At 68.5% G+C, this 14,607-nt stretch carries 14 protein-coding genes; 6 read left to right on the top strand and 8 right to left on the bottom strand.

The window, feature by feature from the left end; translation table 11 throughout:
* Positions 1–747 (bottom strand): TRAP transporter substrate-binding protein DctP (gene dctP, locus JWQ05_RS03860; protein WP_299654737.1); only part of this gene is annotated, 747 nt, incomplete at its 3' end.
* A 295-nt stretch (positions 748–1,042) separates the two neighbouring features.
* A complete protein-coding gene (locus JWQ05_RS03855; protein ID WP_299654734.1) occupies positions 1,043–2,299 on the bottom strand; it encodes an efflux RND transporter periplasmic adaptor subunit in 1,257 nt (418 codons plus the stop codon).
* Between the two features lie 360 nt (positions 2,300–2,659).
* Between JWQ05_RS03855 and JWQ05_RS03850 the strand changes: the two genes are divergently transcribed.
* Positions 2,660–2,842, top strand: a complete 183-nt coding sequence (locus JWQ05_RS03850) for a DUF2934 domain-containing protein (protein WP_299654740.1) — start codon at positions 2,660–2,662, stop codon at positions 2,840–2,842.
* A gap of 202 nt (positions 2,843–3,044) precedes the next feature.
* Here JWQ05_RS03850 and JWQ05_RS03845 read toward each other — a convergent pair whose 3' ends face one another.
* Complete coding sequence (locus JWQ05_RS03845) at positions 3,045–3,980, bottom strand: hypothetical protein (protein ID WP_299654731.1); 936 nt, start codon at positions 3,978–3,980, stop codon at positions 3,045–3,047.
* 304 nt (positions 3,981–4,284) lie between these two features.
* On the opposite strand from JWQ05_RS03845, the gene JWQ05_RS03840 reads away from it, so the two are divergent.
* Entirely contained in the window at positions 4,285–4,572 is a 288-nt protein-coding gene (locus JWQ05_RS03840) for a hypothetical protein (RefSeq protein ID WP_299654728.1), read from the top strand.
* Between the two features lie 46 nt (positions 4,573–4,618).
* On the opposite strand, the gene JWQ05_RS03835 is transcribed toward JWQ05_RS03840, so the two are convergent.
* The 4 genes from JWQ05_RS03835 to JWQ05_RS03820 form a co-directional block, all read right to left on the bottom strand.
* Positions 4,619–5,329, bottom strand: coding sequence for a hypothetical protein (locus JWQ05_RS03835; protein ID WP_299654725.1), 711 nt, complete (start codon positions 5,327–5,329; stop codon positions 4,619–4,621).
* A 57-nt stretch (positions 5,330–5,386) separates the two neighbouring features.
* The gene (locus tag JWQ05_RS03830; protein ID WP_299654722.1) at positions 5,387–6,817 is read right to left on the bottom strand and encodes an MATE family efflux transporter; all 1,431 of its coding nucleotides are present in this window, start codon (positions 6,815–6,817) and stop codon (positions 5,387–5,389) included.
* Complete coding sequence (locus tag JWQ05_RS03825) at positions 6,810–8,711, bottom strand: monovalent cation:proton antiporter-2 (CPA2) family protein (RefSeq protein ID WP_299654719.1); 1,902 nt, start codon at positions 8,709–8,711, stop codon at positions 6,810–6,812. Before JWQ05_RS03825 ends, JWQ05_RS03830 begins: the two co-directional genes overlap by 8 nt.
* Before the next feature lie 338 nt (positions 8,712–9,049).
* Positions 9,050–9,376: a DUF1127 domain-containing protein gene (locus tag JWQ05_RS03820; protein WP_299654716.1), complete on the bottom strand. Its 327-nt coding sequence runs from the start codon at positions 9,374–9,376 to the stop codon at positions 9,050–9,052.
* 133 nt (positions 9,377–9,509) lie between these two features.
* Here JWQ05_RS03820 and JWQ05_RS03815 point away from each other — a divergent pair, with 133 nt between their 5' ends.
* From JWQ05_RS03815 to thrB, 3 genes are all read left to right on the top strand, one after another.
* A complete protein-coding gene (locus JWQ05_RS03815; protein ID WP_299654713.1) occupies positions 9,510–10,934 on the top strand; it encodes a PLP-dependent aminotransferase family protein in 1,425 nt (474 codons plus the stop codon).
* 114 nt (positions 10,935–11,048) lie between these two features.
* The gene (gene ispH, locus JWQ05_RS03810) at positions 11,049–12,050 is read left to right on the top strand and encodes a 4-hydroxy-3-methylbut-2-enyl diphosphate reductase (protein ID WP_299654710.1); all 1,002 of its coding nucleotides are present in this window, start codon (positions 11,049–11,051) and stop codon (positions 12,048–12,050) included.
* 89 nt (positions 12,051–12,139) lie between these two features.
* Positions 12,140–13,111, top strand: a complete 972-nt coding sequence (thrB, locus tag JWQ05_RS03805; protein WP_299654707.1) for a homoserine kinase — start codon at positions 12,140–12,142, stop codon at positions 13,109–13,111.
* A gap of 54 nt (positions 13,112–13,165) precedes the next feature.
* Here the strand turns inward: thrB and JWQ05_RS03800 are convergent, their stop codons facing one another.
* Complete coding sequence (locus JWQ05_RS03800) at positions 13,166–13,648, bottom strand: peroxiredoxin (protein ID WP_299654704.1); 483 nt, start codon at positions 13,646–13,648, stop codon at positions 13,166–13,168.
* A gap of 278 nt (positions 13,649–13,926) precedes the next feature.
* On the opposite strand from JWQ05_RS03800, the gene JWQ05_RS03795 reads away from it, so the two are divergent.
* A complete protein-coding gene (locus tag JWQ05_RS03795) occupies positions 13,927–14,550 on the top strand; it encodes a YqgE/AlgH family protein (protein ID WP_299654702.1) in 624 nt (207 codons plus the stop codon).
* Positions 14,551–14,607: the final 57 nt, after the last annotated feature.

Below are 14,607 nucleotides of genomic sequence, written 5' to 3'. Positions count from 1 at the left end.
GAAAGTTATCTTCGACATCATCAGAGGCTCCAGCATGAACCAGAAAGACTGACCACGGCCTGCGGTTAGGTTTTTGGTCATGTCATCTAGTCGGAAGGAGATGAGGCTGGTCGAGGCACTGACCGCTGCCTCAAGGACGCCTGTCTGCATGCCGACGTACATCTCGTTCGACGGCATGGATGAGACGATGCCGCCAGAGGCTTGGAACACAAGGTCCATCGCCCGGCTGCCACCACGAATACTCACGCCTGCGACGTCGGCGGGTACAAGGATTGGGTGGACGCATGAGGCGACAGCGCCGGACTGCCAGACCCAAGTGACGATGATCACACCCTGATCAGCGAGCGTTTTAGCAAGCTGCTCGCCCACCCGGGCGTTGCGCCATTTGAGGGCTTGGTCGTAGTTCGTCACGAGGGTCGGCATCAGGGCGACATTGGCCTCAGGAACCTCGTCACCCGCGTAGGCGAGCGGGATGAGACCCATGTCGAGCGTACCTTTGCGCACCGAGCTGAACTGAGCCAGCGTCTTCATCAGCGAGGAGCTGGGGTAGACCTGTACGGCGAGGCTGCCACTGGTCCGCTTTTTGATTTCCTGGGCGAAGCGGCGGCAGACACGGTCTCGGGCATCGCCGTGCTCCAGGGTTCCGCCTGGAAACTGATGCGAAAGTCGGAGCAGCTTTGGCGCCTGCGCCCGAAGCACGGTCGGACAGGCTACTAAGCTGGCGCCAGACATTGCCGTGCGGAGCATGGACCGTCGTGTCATCGCCATAACGCATCCTCCACTTCCAACGGCTTCGGTTTTACCGCTGGCTTGGATCCGATCAGATATCGTCTGATGAGCTGACAGCTTTAGCAAGTTTCGGGCTAGGCCGTGTGCGCAGTCAGGCGATGACACTGCCCGGCTCAACGCAGCCCGATCCGCTGCGCGTGCGATAAATTCAGAAGCGACGCGAGTTGTAGATGACTGGAGACCGAGTTTGGTCTCGATGGTTGTCGATGGGCGATCTGGATGAGCCTTTTCCCCGTAGCGATGCGCCGACGGATCAGCCGCGCGTCAGCATGCGGTCGATGAACAGGGAGCCGCGCGAGATCACCCGCTCGCCGATGGCGAGCCCTTGCAGGATCTCGATGTTGCCGCCGTCGATGATGCCGGTCCTGACCCGCCGGCTCTCCACCGAGTTGTCGGCCCGGAGCACCCAGACGCTCGCCTTGGCGCCCTCCAGCACCACGGCGGCCCGGGGAACCGACTGCGACACGCTCTCGCGCTCGTTGATGATGCGGACGCTGGCGTACATCTCCGGCTTCAGGAGGTTCTGCGCATTGTCGATGTCGGCCCGGACCGTGATGCGCCGGGTCGCCGGGTCGACGGAGGCGGCGATGAAGTTGATCTGGCCGTCGAAGACCTTTTCGGGGAATGCGAGCACGCGGAACTTGATCTTGTCCCCGAGGTCCACCCGTGCCGCGTCGGGCTCGCGCAACTGCGCGATCAGCCAGACCTTCGAGAGGTCGCCGATGATGTAGGAAGGGTCGCCGCCGCCGCTCCCGACATACTGCCCGGGACCGATCTTGCGCTGGATGATGGTGCCGCTGAGCGGCGCGTTGATCGCGGTCTCCGGGTTGATCGACCCCTTCTGGAGGTTGGCCACCTCCTCGTCGCGCAGGCCGAGGATGCGCAGGCGGTTGCGCACCGCCTCCAGGCCGACCTCCGCCGTCCGTGCGTCGTTGGTCGCCGTGGTCAGGTCGTTCTGGGCATTCTGAAGTTCGCGCAGCGTGGTGACGCGCGATTCGAAGAGGTCGCGCAGGCGCTTCTCGGCGGACTGCGCCAGATTGAGCTGCGAGCGGGCCTTGTTGAGGGCGTTCAGGGCGGCGAGATAGTCGTTCTGCGCCTGCACCATCTCGTTGGCCTGCAGGGAGAACAGGCGCTGGCCCTGCTTCACCTGCTCGCCCGTACTCGCGAAGATCGTGACGACCCGACCGGGATATGGCGAAAAGACCGGGGTGGCCTGATACTCGTCGACGCCGATCTTGCCCTCGGTGCTGATCTCCTCGGAGAACAAGCGCTGCTCGACCGGCACGACGGTCATGGCGGCAAGCTGGTCCGACGTGAGAACGAAGCCTTCGGCCGGCGTCGGCGCGCTCGCCGGCCCCGCAGCGTTCGTCGGTGCCGCAGCTCCCACGAAGGTTCCCGGCAGCCAGAGCGCGCCAGCGGCCACCGCGAGCGCCACGGCCGACAGGATCGCGACCTGCGTCCGCTTCCGGAGACCGGCCGGCGGGACAAGCGAGGAATCGGTTTCACGCATGCGACGGGTCTCACGAGCGGCCGCAGCCGTGAACCGCGCCGACCCAGATGCGGACACCGCATGCGGATCGATGCCGTTCGGCACAGGGCTCCAGGGAAAAATGTCACGACAATTTAGCGATGCTTCCTGACGCATTGATGAAGGTTGCTGTCGAAAACAAGGCGTGCCCGAGACAAATTTCCGTGCCCGTCCGCGCCACTCTCCGGGTGGGCCGTCTTGCTCTGGGTGAAGGAACCTTTCGGTGCCTCGTGCGATGAATTTCGTCTCCCTACAGAGCCGATAGGAGTGTTGGTGCTGCCAGGAGCGGATCCGCGCTCATCCCGGTCGGTCGAGCCCGGCCCGCTTTCTGCCTCCGCCTACATCAAGTTCGAGCAGATCCGGGAGCGGGCCTACGACTTGTGGGAGCGCCATCATCGTCCGGACGACTTCAGCATCGAACTCTGGCTGATGGCCGAGCGGGAGCTTCGGGCGGAGCGGCGGGTCCAGGCGGAGGAACCCGAGGCGCACGTAAATCCGGACGAGTCGGGTCGGTTCAGAGGCTGATCCGAGCGTGCAAGCCCCAGCCTGACGTTTCGGTGGCGAGTGTTCTCGTAGTGCCGGTCTGCCCAGCCAAGACCAACACGATGGCGAGCCTGAGGCCGCTGCGGCTCCCGCAAAAGATCCCGATCGCTTGCCGCCGAAGTCTCGCGTCGTGACGGCGGCGGAAGCGCAGAAGCTGCTCGCGCCGCCGCAGATCCTCGGGACGTCAGAACTCCATACCGAGCTTGACCCGGATGTTGTGCCGCTCGAACTGGTTCAGTCCGAGTGCACGCCCCGCCAGGGTCGGGCCGGTGTCGCGCCCCCAGACCTGCCCGGCATAGGCCACCGTCAGCCAGGTCTTCTCCGTGAAGCGGTGGTGCAGGGCCGGCCCCACGGTTAGGGCCTCGCTCTGCAGCTGGTTCAGGAACGTCCCGTCATAGCCGCGCAGGTAGCGCACCTCCGGTCCGAGATAAGTGCTTTCTCCGATGCGCCCGACGAGCGCGTGCGACCAGAGGAAGGTCGAGGAGCGGTACCCCGGCCCGCCGCCGCGCTGACGGCCCGCCGCCGGCTCGAAGCTGATGTTGCTGCCGTACCAGACCTTGTCCGGCACCACCTGCACGTCGAGCTGCAGGACGCTTTCGAAATCGAAGATGTCGGCCCCGTTGCCCTCGATCGGCAGAACGCGACCGTAGCGGGGACGCAGCTCCAGGGCGAGCCCGAGGGGCTGATCCTTCGAGCTCTTCAGGAACTGATATTTCACCTCCACCGAGACGCCGTCGAAGGTGCCGTAGGACTTGTCGTCGAGGTCCAGGACGTTGCGGGCCCGGCGCAGGTCGCCGAAGGCGCCGAACTCGATGCTGAGCCTGTCGATGGGGTCGAACTGGTAGCCGAGCTTGGTGTCGAGCACCCGGTAGCGGGACCCGCCGGGCCCGCCCGCCCGCTTGCCGAGGCGGGAGACCGTATCGAGCACGACCTCCTGCTCACCCTTCTCGCCGGCATCCGCGCCCTCGGTGAAACCGAACAGGTGCTCGGTGTCGACGTCCTTGGAAGACGCCTCGCCGCCGCCGCGGCCGGACGTGGCGGGCGTAGGCGGCTGAGCGCCGCCCTTGGATTTCTCGTCGCCCCGAGCGTGTGCGCCCCAGGACGACACGACGATGAGCAACCCGAATGCGACGTGCGGAAGTCGAGACACAACCTGACGCACCCAGCGCGAAGACATATGAAGACATCCCGTTGTGGCCAGTCCATCGACGACTGACCATCTCTCCGCGATGTCTTAGACACGCCTGCGCGCATCCTGCCTGCTGCAGTTCGGACACAGGGCGGAAAATTGAAAAACGCCAGGGACTAAAGTCGATGATCCGTGTGGACGGTTTCACCGCGCGGGATTGAGCCGGCGAGCAAGTGTCATGAGGGAACGGGCCGGGCACGCCGCCGTTCTCCCTGGCATCAATCGGGAGAACATCATGCGGATCATCGCAACGGCATCGGCCCTCGCCCTCCTCACCCTCGGCAGCGTCGGGACCGCCGAAGCCAAGGGCTGTATCAAGGGCGCGATCATCGGCGGCATCGCCGGCCACTATCTGGCCGAGCGCGGTGTCGTCGGAGCGGTCGCGGGCTGCCTCGGGGGTCGCTACCTCGCCAACCGCGACGCGCGCCGCCAGCGAGACGTCGATTACGGTTCGCGGGTCCAGCCACGCGACACCGGCTACGGGCAGGCACAGGGCTCCTCGCGTCGCAACTACAGCTACTGAAACTCAGAGCTTCCCGGCGCCGCCTCGTCGGCGCCGGGCATAAGGGTCACATCGCCGGCTCCGCATCGGGGCGGACCGCGAACCAGAGCACGTGGCGCGGTCCGTCCGCGCCGCCATTGGCCCGAACCCGAACCTCGTCGACCGTGAAGCCGTGCAGGCGCAGGCGCGCCTTGAACCGGCGGTCCGGCTTGCCGGACCAGACCCCCAGGATGCCGCCCCGCGTGAGCGCGTACTGCGCCCGCTTCAGACCCCAGCGATCGTAGAGCCGGTCGTTTTCGCGCCGGGTCATTCCGGACGGGCCATTGTCGACGTCGAGCAGGATCGCGTCGAAGCGGGCGGGCCCCGACTGGATCAGGCGGTTCACGTCCCCCTCGACGATCTCGACGCGGGGATCGTCGAGGCTGTCGCCGAAGAGGTGGGCGAGGGGGCCGCGCGCCCAGGCGACGACGGAGGGAATGAGTTCCGCGACCACCACTTGCGCGTCGGGACCGAGGGCCTCAAGGGCCGCGCGTAGGGTAAAACCCATGCCGAGGCCGCCGATGAGAACGCGCGGGTTCGGGCGATCCCGCAGGCGGGTGCAGGCGATCGTCGCGAGAGCCTGCTCGGAGCGGCGATCGAGGTTCGTCATGAGTTCGGCGTCCCCGACCTGGATCGAGTAGGCCTCGTCCTGCCGCAGGAGGCGCAACGTGGCGCTCGTCCCCGGAATCGGGCTGCTGTCGAGCTGGACCCAGGGAGGTGAGGCGGTCGAAGCGTTCAAACGTTCAGTCTCCGCGGGCTGCAGGGCACACCTGGCAAGGCAGACCCGGATTGGATCTCAGACCAGGGCGCCGGATTGCGCGGGCGCGGCCGCCCGGGTGGCGTCGGGGCCAGCGTTCGGGGCGTGCGCGGTCTCTGCGGGAGCGGGAACGGCGCGACTCTCCAGCGTGGCCACGGTGCGGAAGGCCAGCACGATGCCGGCGACCCCGAACAGGACGGAGCCGAGGCCGACGCCCGCGATGACGCCCTTCGGACCGTAGACATGCGCGCCGATCAGTGCCGGCGGCACGGTCCCCAGCGTGGCGCGGCCCCAGTTCAGGGCCGTCGAATAGAACGGGAAGCCGAGATTGTTGAAGGAGGCATTGGCCAGGAACAGCAGGCCGGTGAAGAACCAGACGCCGCCGCTGACGAGGCAGAAGAACCCGAACAGGTCGGCCGCCACGCCCACCAGGCCGAAGAGCCGGGTCAGGGGCCCCGCACCCAGGGCCAGGGCGATCCAGACCACGAGGACATAGAGCGCGGTGACGACGGTGCCGTCACGCAGCACGCCGCGCATCCGGTCGAAGCGGCCGCCCCCCCAGTTCTGGCCGAGGATCGGCCCGATCGATCCCGACATGGCGAAGAGGCCGCCGAACGCTACGGGGGTGAGCCGGTCGATGACCACGTTGCCCGCCACCGCCACGGCGCCGAATTTCGCGAGCGCGTGGGCGATGAAGGCGCTCGCCACCGAGGGCGCGAGGTTGGTGAGCACAGCGGGCAGGGCGATGCGCATCATCACGGGCGCATCCGCCACGACGTCCGCGAGGCTCGGCCGCGCCAGCATCCGGTGCTGGCGCACGCCCCACAAGCCCACGAGGGCGAAGGTGGCGCGGGCAAAGCAGGTCGTGATCGCAGCGCCGTCGACGCCGAGCCCGGCCCCGAAGATCAGCAGCGGGTCGAGCCCGGCGGTGACGATGGCGCCCCCGAGGGTGACGTACATGGCCTGGCGCGCGGCACCGACCGCGCGCAGCAGGCCGGAGAACATCATGCCGGGGCCCATGAGCAGGTTCGACGGCAGGGTGATCCAGAGGAAGCGGGTCGCCACCGGCAGGGTCTCGGCATCGGCCCCGATCCAGCCGAGGAAACTCGGCAGGAAGGGCAGCATGGCGAGGACGAGGAGACCCGAGACGACGATGCCGTGGATGGTGCCGGAGGTGGCCAGACGCCGGGCGCCCGCCGGGTCACCGGCACCGATCGCCCGCGAGACCAGGGCCCCGGCGGCGATCATCAGGCCGATATTGATGGCGATGGCGAAGAACTGAACGATGGTGGCGAACCCCACCGCCGCCGTCAGCGTCGGGTCGCCGAGCTTCGAGACGTAGAGCAGCGACAAGAAGTCGACGACGAAGATCGCCATCAGCCCGATCGAGCCGGTGGCGCTCATCGTCACCACGTGGCGCAGGATCGATCCTTCGACGAAGCGCGCGGATTCGTGTGTCGCCTCAGGCATCCGAACGGGCGTCCTGTGGAGAATGCTGGGCTTCGAGGGTGCGGGTGGCGGCCTCGCGCTTCTTCGAGCCGATGATGTCGCGGGTCTCTGCGTTGAGCGCGCGTGAGGGGCGCTGCGGCTCGGTCAGCGGCTCCGGCTTGATCTCGGAAACGCCGCGCGCCCAGTAGGTGGCGTCCGGCAGGGCGCCGGCCTGCTGCAGTACGAGGCGGGCGACGTCGCGCTTGCGCACGTCCTCGGCGGTGGCGGCGGCGGCCTCCGCACTGAGGCCGAGCCCCTCCAGCGTGGCACGCCCGAAGGCGAGGGCGGATTCGACGGTCTCGCGCAATTGGAAATCCACGTCGCGGTTCATCAGCTCGACGGCGTGCATGCGGTCATAGGCCCGCACATAGGTGCGCACGCTAGCGAATTCCTCGTGCACGATGTCGACGATCTTCAGGGCCGCCTCGCCGTCATCGACGCAGATGCAGAGCAGTTCGGCCCGGCCGATGCCGGCGGCGCGCAGCACGTCGAGGCGGGTGCCGTCGCCATAATAGATGCGGAAGCCGAAGCGCGAGGCGCTGCGGATCTGCTCGACATCCTTGTCGATCACCGTGACGCTGATGCCTTCGGCGAGCAGCACCTGGGTGAGGATCTGGCCGAAACGCCCGAACCCCACCACCAAGACGCGGGCCTCCGTCGTCTCGATGGCGTCCGCCACCGGCTCGGGCTCGTCGGAACGTCGCGCGAGCGCGGCGTCGAGAGCCTTGGCCGCCACGGGCCCCACCAGCATGGTGAGTGCGGCGAGCGCCACGGCAAAGCGCGTGGCCGCGGAATCGATCAGCCCGAGCTCGCCCCCCGCCGGCAGCAGCACGAAGGCGAACTCGCCCGCCGGCGCCAGGATGGCGCCGCCGCGCACCGCATCGAGCCAGGGCGAGCCGAACAAGCGGAACAGGCCGGCCACCAGGGTGACCTTGAGCAGGATCGCCCCGGCCGTGGCGCCGAGCAGGGTCGGCCATTCGGCCCGGAGCAGGCCGCCGTCGATGGACATGCCCACGCTCATGAAGAACAGGCCGAGCAGCATGCCGCGGAACGGCTCGATATCGGCCTCGAGCTGGTGGCGGAAGTTCGACTCGGCGAGGAGGACGCCGGCCAGGAATGCGCCCATGGCCATCGACAGGCCGACATGCTCCATCAGCATCGCGGTGCCGAGCACCACAAGGAGGGCTGCCGCCGTCATCACCTCGCGGGCGCCGCTGGCGGCGAGCAGGCCGAAGAACGGGTTGAGGCCGTAGCGCCCGACCAGCACAACCGCGAGGATCGCTGCCCCCACCGTGCCGGTGGATTGCAGGGCCCCGAGAAGCCAGCCGTCGCCGCCCGCGATCCCCGAAGACGCGAACAGCGGCATCAGGGCGAGGATGGCCACGACCGAGATGTCCTGGAACAGGAGCACCGCGAAGGCGCGTCCGCCATAGGGCGTGCCCATGTCGCCGCGCTCTTCCAGCAACTGCAGGGCGACGGCGGTGGCCGAGAGCGCGAGCGCGATGCCGATCACGAGGCTGGCCGAGGGCTTGGCGCCCATCAGGAGGCCGACGCCGGCCAGGGCCGCCGAGCAAACAAGGAGCTGGACGGTCCCGAGCCCGAAGATGTCCCGGCGCATGGAGACGAGCCGTGAGATCTGGAGTTCGAGCCCGACGATGAAGAGGAGCAGCACGACGCCGAGTTCGGCGACGCTCGCGGCCGTCTCCGGCTCGGCGATCAAGGAGAAGCCGAACGGCCCGATCACCACCCCGGCGACAAGGTAGCCGAGCACGGCGCTCTGGCCGATGAGCCGGAAGATCGGCACGCCGATCACCGCCGCCGACAGGAAGGTCAGCACCGGCGGCAGGAAGCTGACGTGGGTCGCGGCGCTCGCCATGGGCATCCGAGGCTTGGCGAATCCGGGACGGGCAGGATTCGGGGCTGGAGGGATTCGGGGCGGCATGAAGCCGGCCCCGGCCGAACGCGATCCAGGAGTGCCGGACGCCTCCTCTTAACCAGCAGGGCAGCGCCCGTCACGCCCGCGTGGGCCACGACTGCCCGTGCGCGGATGTCCCCAGTGCGAATCAGCACCTCATCCCAGGTTCGTGCCATCGACAGCGACGCCGGCCAAGGATGGCCGGCCCGGCAGTCGAGCATCATTTCAGAAGCGCGCCTCAGAACGAAGACCAGTGCATGCCGCCATCGACGATGAGGTCGATGCCGCGAGCGCCGCGGTCAATCTCGGCGCGGGGGCCAATGGCCGGCGGCGACGCGCCGGGATCCCCTACGGCGCTCCGCGCGTCGGCCGATCAGGAAACTTGACGCGTCGCCTTCGAGCAACAGGGCGTGCGAATCGAGCACGTCCTGGCGCACGAGGCCGATATCCTTCAGGTCGCGGTCTGACATCGCGGAGAGCTGCCGGACGACGCGGCGGTTGATCGCGGCACGCGAGACGCCCTGTGCGAGCGCGGCGATCCAGCAGAGCAGCGCGGCCTTGGCGCGTGCCGGCATGGCGGTGCCGGTTGTTGCGGGTCGGGTCCTGGGTGAGGTGATGGCGTCCATGATCTTGCGTCCCTGGCCGGTGCCCCGTCCTTTCCGGAGCACCGTGGCCGGAGGAATGCGCGCTTCGGCCTAGCCGCGACAGGGACAGTTCAGTACGCTTCCGCCAAATTGTCCGGGACGGAGAGCAGGACAGATGAAGCCATCGGCCCACGTCACCCCCACGCTGGTCGAGACCGTGGCGGCATCGATCACCGAGCGGATCGCCGGGCGCCAGCTCCTGCCCGGTGCCCGGCTGCCCTCCGTGCGGGCCTTCGCCGAAGCCATGGGCGTGTCGAAATCCACCGTCGTCGAGGCCTATGACCGCCTCGGCGCGGAGGGCGCCATCGTGGCGCGGCGGGGCTCGGGCTTCTACGTGGCCGGCAAGACGCGGCCGCTCTGCCTGAAGGCGGTGGGCCCGCAGCTCGACCGGGCGGTGGACCCGCTCTGGATCACCCGGCAATCGATGCAGGCCGGACCGGATCTCGTGATGCCGGGCTCGGGCTGGCTGCCCGCCGCCTGGATGCCCGACGCCGCGATCCGGCGGGGCTTGCGCCAGCTCGCGCGCGGTGCAGAGGCCAACCTCGTCGCGCACGACCAGCCCCTCGGCTTTCCGCCCCTGCGGGCGCAGATCGCTCGCCGGCTGGCCGAAAACGGCGTGGAGGTGGGCGCGGACCAGGTCGTTTTGGTGGATTCCGCGACGCAGGCGGTGGACCTGCTCTGCCGCTTCCTGCTCGAGCCGGGCGACACCGTGCTGGTGGATGATCCCTGCTACTTCAATTACCACGCCCTGCTGCGGGCGCACCGGGCGCGAATCGTCGGCGTGCCGCTGACCCCCGCCGGCCCGGATCTGGTCGCGCTGGCCGCGCTGCTCGCCGAGCATCGCCCGCGCTTCTACCTCACCAATTCGGCGCTCCAGAACCCCACCGGATCCGTCCTGGCCCCGGCCACCGCGCACCGCGTCCTCAAGCTCGCGGAGGCGCACGACACCCTCATTATCGAGGACGACATCTTCGGGGATTTCGAGGGCGAACCGTCGCCGCGTCTGGCCGGGTTCGACGGGTTGGAGCGGGTGATCCAGGTCGGCAGCTTCTCGAAGACACTCTCGGCGGCCATCCGTTGCGGCTTCGTCGCCCTGCGCGAGGACTGGGTAGAGCCGCTCGTCGACCTCAAGCTCGCCATGAGCCTGGGCAACAGCCATCTCTCGGCGAGCCTGATGCACGGCCTCATCACCGACGGCACCTATCGCCGGCACCTCGGCGAGGTGCGCGAGAAGCTCGCGCGCGCCATGGCGCCGGCCCTGCGCCGGCTGGAAGCCTGCGGGTTGAAGGCCTGGCTCGAGCCGGCGGGCGGATTCTTCCTGTGGATGCGACTGCCCGAGGGCGTGGATTCGGCCGAGGTCGCCCGTCGCGCCCTGGCGCAGGGCCTCGTGCTCGCGCCGGGCAGCGCCTTCAGTCCGTCGACCCTCGGCGACAGCTTCCTGCGCTTCAACGTGGCCCAATGCGCCGACCCGCGGATGATCCCGCTTCTGGAGGCGTCGCTGGCCGATTGCGTGGCATCGGGGGCTGGAGTGCCGGCCTGACGGGTCCTGTGCGCCACGCGGGCCCGGTTTCGCGTGGCCACGGGTGCCAGCGGGGTGGTTTTACGCTATGAGCGGTTGACAGGGGCGACCCAGCCTCGCCACATCCCGGCTATCATGAGCGACGCGAACCTGACCACCTCCCCCGTCTCCACCGAGGCGGCGAAGCCGCCCCTGGAAATCCTGCTCTGTGCACCGCGCGGCTTCTGCGCCGGTGTGGTGCGGGCCATCGACGTGGTGGAGCGGGCGCTCGCCATCTACGGACCGCCGGTCTACGTCCGTCATGAGATCGTCCACAACAAGTACGTGGTCGAGAGCCTGAAGCGAAAGGGCGCGGTCTTCGTGCGCGAGCTCGACGAGGTGCCGGACGGCTCTGCCCCGGTGATCTTCTCCGCCCACGGCGTCGCCAAGACGGTGCCCAACAACGCCGATTCGCGCGGGCTGACCACCATCGACGCCACCTGCCCGCTGGTGACGAAAGTCCACCGCGAGGCCGAGATCCATCATAAGCGGGGCCGCCACGTGCTGCTCGTCGGCCATTCCGGCCACCCGGAGGTCGTCGGCACCATGGGCCAGCTGCCCGCCGGCTCGATCACCCTGGTCGAGGACCTAGAGCAGATCGCCGCCCTGGAGCCGGAGAACCGCGACAACCTCGCCTGGGTGACGCAGACGACCCTGTCGGTGGACGACACACGCCACATCGTCGCCGCCCTGAAGGCGAAGTTCCCGACCATCACCGGTCCGCACAAGGACGACATCTGCTACGCCACCACCAACCGCCAGGAAGCGGTCAAGCAGGTGGCGCCGCTGGTCGATGCCGTCATCGTCGTCGGGTCCTCGAACTCCTCGAACTCGCAGCGCCTGCGCGAAGTCGCCGAGCGCGTTGGCTGCCCGATCACCCGCCTGGTGCTCCGGGCCGAGGAGATCGACTGGCCGGCCTTCGAGGGCATCCGCAAGCTCGGCCTCACCGCCGGCGCCTCGGCGCCGGAGGTGCTCGTCGAAGAGATCATCGACGCTTTCGCCGCCCGCTATACCGTCACGGTGGATACGGTTTCCACGGTGGTCGAGGACATGTCCTTCCCGCTGCCGCGCGAGTTGCGCAGCGAGGCCGCCGAGTAGGGTCCAGCCGCGCCACGGCACACCATCCGCCAAGGGCGCCATTCGGCGCCCTTGTGCTTTTCGCCCTCGAAACGATCAAGTGAAATGCCGTGGCCGTCTACACCGAGGTCTCCGACGAAGCGCTGACCGCCTTCCTCTCCGCCTACGACATCGGCACGCTGCTCTCCTACAAGGGCATCGCCGAGGGCGTCGAGAACACCAACTTCTTCCTGCACACCACGGCCGGTTCCTACATTCTCACCCTCTACGAGAAGCGCGTGCGGGCGGACGACCTGCCGTTCTTCCTCAACCTGATGGAGCATCTGGCCGCGCGCGGGCTCGCCTGTCCCGAACCGATCCGCAACCGTTCCGGCGTGGCGCTCGGCGAACTTTGCGGCCGGCCTGCCGTCATCGTCAGTTTCCTTGAGGGCGTCTCGGTCAAGCGCCCCGGCCTCGACCATTGCCGGGCACTCGGTGGCGCGCTCGCGGGCCTGCACGCGGCGGGCCGTGATTTCGGCATGCGCCGGGACAACAATCTCTCGGTGGAATCCTGGGGCCCGCTCTTTGCCGGCGCCGCGCACCAAGCCGACACGGTCTCGGCCGGCCTCGCCGAACGGGTACGTAGGGATCTGGCGGCACTTCAGTCCGGCTGGCCCTGCGGCCTGCCTACCGGCGTGATCCACGCCGACCTCTTCACCGACAACGTGTTCTTCATCGGCGACGACCTGTCGGGGCTGATCGACTTCTACTTCGCCTGCACCGACGCCTTCGCGTACGACCTCGCGATCTGCATCAACGCCTGGTGCTTCGAGGCCGACGGCAGCTTCCACCGCGACAAGGGCGCGGCCCTCATCGCCGGCTACGAAGCGGTGCGCCGGCTCGACCCGCAGGAGGTCGCGGCGCTTCCCATCCTGTGCCGGGGTGCGGCCCTGCGCTTCCTGCTGACCCGTCTCGTCGACTGGCTCAACGTGCCGCCGGGTGCCCTCGTGCAACCGAAGGACCCGCTCGAATACGACCGGCGCCTGACCTTCCACCGCTCGGCGACGCGGGCGCAGGATTACGGCTGGAGCGGCCAGGTCTAGTCGCGGACCGGCTCCCTCCCGCGTCGGGACGAGGAGCCGGAAGCGGTCGGGCGATCAGATCACCTTCAGCAGGGCCTCGGCACCCGAGATCTCGGTCTTGGCCGGGGAATCCTCGACGTTCAGCACACGCACGACGCCGTCATCCACCAGCATGGCGTAACGCTTCGAGCGGGGCCCGAGGCCGAAGCCGGCGCCGTCCATGTCGAGGCCGATGGCCTTCGCGAACTCGGCATTGCCGTCGGCGAGGAACTCCAGGCCCTCGGCGCCGCTGGCCTTCTGCCAGGCTTCGAGCACGAACACGTCGTTGACGGAGGTGATCGCGATGGCGTCGACGCCGCGCGCCTTGATCTCGGCCTGCTTCTCGATGAAGCCGGGCAGGTGGTTGCGGTGGCAGCTCGGGGTGAAGGCGCCGGGCACGCCGACGAGGACGATGCGGCGGCCCTTGAAGAGGTCGTCGGTGGTCTTGGCCTCCGGCCCCTCGGCCCCGTTCACGCGGAAGGTCACTTGGGGAAGGTGGTCGCCAACCTGGATGGTCATCCGTCGTCTCCTGAAAGAACGCGGGGGCACCCGAACCGTCGGACCCCTGGTCGCGCCACGGGTCCGGGTCCTGATGGCCCGGACGACCGGTGAGGCGATCCCGGCCGCCGCGACCCGGCAGCCCTCAATGCCGAATGGTCTAGCTCGCAGGGCATGGCCTGTCGAGGCGCAGGCGCGCCGCCGCCGCCCGCGTGCGGGATGTTCCGGGGCGATCCGGCGTGCGGGCCGGGCGGGGGCTCCACCCTGGACAACGCCGCCGGCCGGCGTAGCATGTGGGCATGCAGACCTCCCGGCCCCAGGCTTCCCAACCTCATGCGGGTGACCCCGCCTATCTCGACGGTCAATTCCTGGTGGCGATGCCGGGGCTCACGGATTCGCAATTCGCCCGGTCGGTCATCTACCTCTGCGCGCATTCCGCCGACGGCGCGATGGGGATCATCCTGAACAAGGCTGTCCTCGACCTCAACATGCCCGACCTGCTGATCCAGCTCGACATCGCGAGCGAGACGGACGCGATCCGCCTGCGCGAGCGCGTCGGGCACATGCCGGTGCTGATGGGGGGCCCGGTGGATGCCAAGCGCGGCTTCGTTCTGCACACCGACGATTTTCACATCGACCAGTCCACGCTGATCATCGACGACGGCATCTGCCTCACCGCCACGGTGGACATCCTGCGCGCCATCGCGGCCGGCGACGGACCGGCCAGCGCCGTCCTGGCGCTGGGCTATGCCGGCTGGCAGGCGGGCCAGCTCGAGAACGAGATCCTGGCCAATGGCTGGCTGGTCTGCCCGGCCGACCCGGACCTTATCTTCCACACGGCGCTCGACGCCAAGTACGAGCGGACGCTTCGCAACAACGGCATCGAACTCGCGATGCTGTCGGTCAGCGCCGGCCACAGCTGAGCGGCGCTACGGCTCGACGAAGGGGGAACCGCCGGCATCCGGGTTCATGCCCTCCAC

This window comes from Methylobacterium sp., from assembly GCF_028290105.1.
Classification (GTDB): Bacteria; Pseudomonadota; Alphaproteobacteria; order Rhizobiales; family Beijerinckiaceae; genus Methylobacterium.
Note: the sequence above shows the minus strand (reverse complement) of the source record. Positions and strands in the feature narration are given on the sequence as shown.